Below are 3,584 nucleotides of genomic sequence, written 5' to 3'. Positions count from 1 at the left end.
GATGGCGTGGCGCTGGTCGACGAGACCGGATCGGTGCTGGTGCAGATCAGCGACCGTGTTGCTGCAATCAACGTCCGCGTCGCCGAAATCTCGTCCTCCACCCAGACCCAGGCCGCGCGCCTGCAGCAGGTCAACATGGCCGTCAGCGAGATGGACAAGATGACCCAGCAGAACGCCGCGATGGTCGAGGAATCGAACGCCGCTGCACGCAGCCTGGCCGAAGAGGCCACCGACCTCACCAACGTCGTCCAGCGCTTCAGCACTGGCCAGGCAAATACGGCAGCAGCCGCCCCTGCCCGCCGCGCGGCACCCGCCCGCGTGCCGATGGTATCGGGCAACCTCGCGCTGAAGGTCGAAGCGACGCAGGAAGATTGGTCCGAATTCTGACTTCAGGGAGCTGCTGCCGACCGGTGATTCGGTGCCCGGAGCGACATGCCGGGCACCTCATTGAAGCTGCGGGTCGGTATTTTCTGTCATCGCACAGGACAAAATAACGAAAATATGAGCATCTCGTTCGATCAGCACGTTAACCTTTTGCTATGAAAATTCTCCAGGGCGTTAACAATGCGGTTCAATCAGCCTCATCAACCTTGGCGAAAAAATAACAGCTTGAACTGAAACGATAATGTTGGCGATTTTCTGCCTGTTTTCACCAACTGTCACCCGATCCCCGCAATGCCAAGCGGGCGGTCTGGCCCGCTACCGCGCCATACCCCCCCATTTCTATGGGGGGAGGAAGGCTGCCCGGAGGGCGTCCGCAGCCTGCGAAATTAACGTTCAATTATAGTGGGAATTATAGTCTCTCGCCATGGGCACGCGCCTGCCGTGGCTAGGAGGGCATGATGATTTCTCACTTTGCGTTACACGCTCCGATCAGACAGAAATTTGATATCATGCTCGGGGTGCTGGTCACGATCGCCAGCCTGCCGCTGCTGGTCAGTCTTGCAGGATGGGGTGGCGGTGCCGCTGCAATCGTCCTTGAGGTCGTCGTCCCCGCTTCGCTTGCCGGGCTGCTGATGGCGGCCAAGAAGATGATCTGCGATCCCTATGTCGGCACCGTGGTGCGGATGGAGGGGCTGGCCCAAGGCGACATGACAAGCCCGCTGCCTTATCTGGACAACAAGGACTGCGTTGGCCGGATGAGCAAGGCGATGCTGGTGTTCAAGGACAATGCGATTGCACGCGCCAATGCGGATGTTGCGCTGGAAAGCGTGATTGGCGGCGTCACAACCGCGCTGAACCGGCTTCAGCAGGGCGATCTGAGCCACACGATCGACATCGACGCGAATCTGGATGCGAATGCCAACGCCATCAGCCATGCCTACAACAATGCGACGGCTGAACTGGCCGAATTGATGAGCAAGGTCGCGTCGGCTGCCAGCAATGTCCTCACCGGTGCATCGGAAATCCGCTCGGCCTCCAGCGATCTGGCGCAGCGCACCGAACAACAGGCGGCCAGCCTGGAAGAAAGCGCCGCCGCCATGCAGGAAGTGACCAGCATGGTGCAGGAAACGGCCCGGAACGCCGGCGAAGTCGGCAAGCAGATGAGCGAAGCCCATGCCGCTGCCACCACCGGGGGCGACGTCGTCCGCCGCGCCGTGGGTGCGATGGGGGCCATCCAGAAATCCTCCAGCCAGATCACCAGCATCATCGATGTCATCGATGGCATCGCCTTCCAGACCAACCTGCTCGCGCTGAACGCCGGGGTCGAGGCCGCGCGTGCAGGCGATGCGGGCAAGGGCTTTGCCGTCGTCGCCAACGAGGTGCGTGCGCTTGCCCAACGGTCTGCCGATGCCGCCAAGGACATCAAGGAACTGATCACCGCATCGAATGCAGGCGTTTCCGATGGCGTGGCGCTCGTCGACGAGACCGGATCGGTGCTGCTGCAGATCAGCGATCGCGTCGCTGCGATCAATGCCCGGATTACCGAGATCTCCAGCTCGACCCAGACCCAGGCGCTTCGCTTGCAGCAGGTCAATCTGGCCGTGGGCGACATGGACAAGATGACGCAGCAGAACGCCGCGATGGTCGAGGAATCGAACGCTGCCGCGCGCAGCCTGGCCGAAGAAGCAACCGACCTGTCTGCCGTCGTCCAGCGGTTCAGTACAGGTCAGGGACAAGGCGCCAAGGCAGCGCCTGCCCCCATGCGCACAGCACGCCGCGCCCCGCCTGCTCGCGCGCCGATGGTGTCCGGCAACCTTGCGCTGAAGGCCGAAGAGTCACAGGACGACTGGTCCGAATTCTGATCCGCCAAAAATCAGCCGCGACCACAGTTCTGGCCGAATGTCGGCAAGCATTTCAACCTGCCCGCGACCCTGGCAATCGAGGGTCGCGGCGCACAAAAAAAATCTGTCCGAGCCACCGTTCGGACGCCAGGCGCGTGTGCGCATTAACCATTGCACCGGTCGGGGGATGGACGGTGATGCTGCGACCAGCCTGAGCTGGTACTGCAGACAAGAACCAAATCATTGAAAAACACAATTTAATCACGGCAAGACCCGGCGTTTCCCGGCGTTATGCTGCCGGGAAGCGACCACCGGGCCACCCTTGGAAGCGTGTTACTTCAACCGGCAGGACGCAGCAAATATCCGGTCGCGCAGGCCTTTCCCCTAATGGCCGTTAACCTTCGATTATCGATTCTAATTTAGGCCAAGCGTGCCGGTTGGACGTTTCCAGCCACAAGGGGGCACCATGATCACCAACTTCTACACTCAGTATCCGGTTCGCAAGAAGTTCGACGCAATTCTGATCGTGCTGCTCGCCCTGACGGCTATCCCTGTCATCACGAGCCTGGTGGGCCTGACCGGCGGCAAGGGCGCCACTTTCGCCGAACTGGCAGTAGAGCTGGGTATCATGGCAGCGGTTGCCGGGTTCATGCTGTACGCCAAGAAGGCCGTCTGCGATCCTTATGTCGCCACCGTTGAACGCATGGAAGGGCTGGCTGCCGGCGACCTGAAAAGCCCGATCGCGTTTACCAACCATGGCGACTGCGTAGGCCGGATGACCAAGGCAATGCTGGCGTTCAAGGACAACGCGGCCGAGCGCACCAATACCGACGAGGCCTTGCGGCAAGTGGTGGACGAACTGACCACCGGTCTGCAGCACATGAAGAGCGGCAACCTTGGCTATTCGATCAACACTGCCTTTGGTGCCGGCTTCGACTCGCTGCGCCACAACTTCAACGACACCATGGCCCAGCTGCATCAGCTGCTGTCGCAGACGTCGTCGGCGGCCAATAACGTGCTGACCGGCGCATCGGAAATCCGCTCGGCATCGGGCGACCTGGCGCAGCGCACCGAGCAGCAGGCGGCCAGCCTGGAAGAAAGCGCCGCTGCCATGCGCGAAGTCACCGCCATGGTGCAGCAGACCGCGCAGAACGCGTCCGAAGTCGGCAAGCAGGTCGGCGAAGCACACACTGCCGCCACCACCGGAGGCGACGTCGTGCGCCGCGCTGTGGGGGCGATGGACGCCATCCAGAAATCTTCGGGTCAGATCACCAACATCATCGATGTCATCGACGGCATCGCTTTCCAGACCAACCTGCTGGCGCTGAATGCCGGGGTCGAGGCCGCACGCGCCGGCGA

Annotated in this window: 2 protein-coding genes and 1 pseudogene; all 3 read left to right on the top strand. The window is 61.6% G+C overall.

The window, feature by feature from the left end:
• Positions 1–387 (top strand): annotated as a pseudogene (locus D618_RS0117150) (methyl-accepting chemotaxis protein); the annotation flags it as partial.
• 506 nt (positions 388–893) lie between these two features.
• A complete protein-coding gene (locus tag D618_RS0117145) occupies positions 894–2,246 on the top strand; it encodes a methyl-accepting chemotaxis protein (RefSeq protein WP_017672770.1) in 1,353 nt (450 codons plus the stop codon).
• 445 nt (positions 2,247–2,691) lie between these two features.
• On the top strand, positions 2,692–3,584 hold an 893-nt coding region (locus D618_RS0117140), incomplete at its 3' end, for a methyl-accepting chemotaxis protein (RefSeq protein ID WP_017672769.1).

It is taken from the genome of Blastomonas sp. AAP53 (genome assembly GCF_000331245.1).
Classification (GTDB): domain Bacteria; phylum Pseudomonadota; class Alphaproteobacteria; order Sphingomonadales; family Sphingomonadaceae; genus Blastomonas.
The sequence above is the reverse complement of the archived record's forward strand: the minus strand, read 5'-3'. Positions and strand labels throughout refer to the sequence as shown.

Bases quoted from the DNA above. Each gene is read 5' to 3' on its own strand.
- D618_RS0117145 (WP_017672770.1), top strand. From the start codon at position 894: ATGCTCGGGGTGCTGGTCACGATCGCCAGCCTGCCGCTGCTGGTCAGT.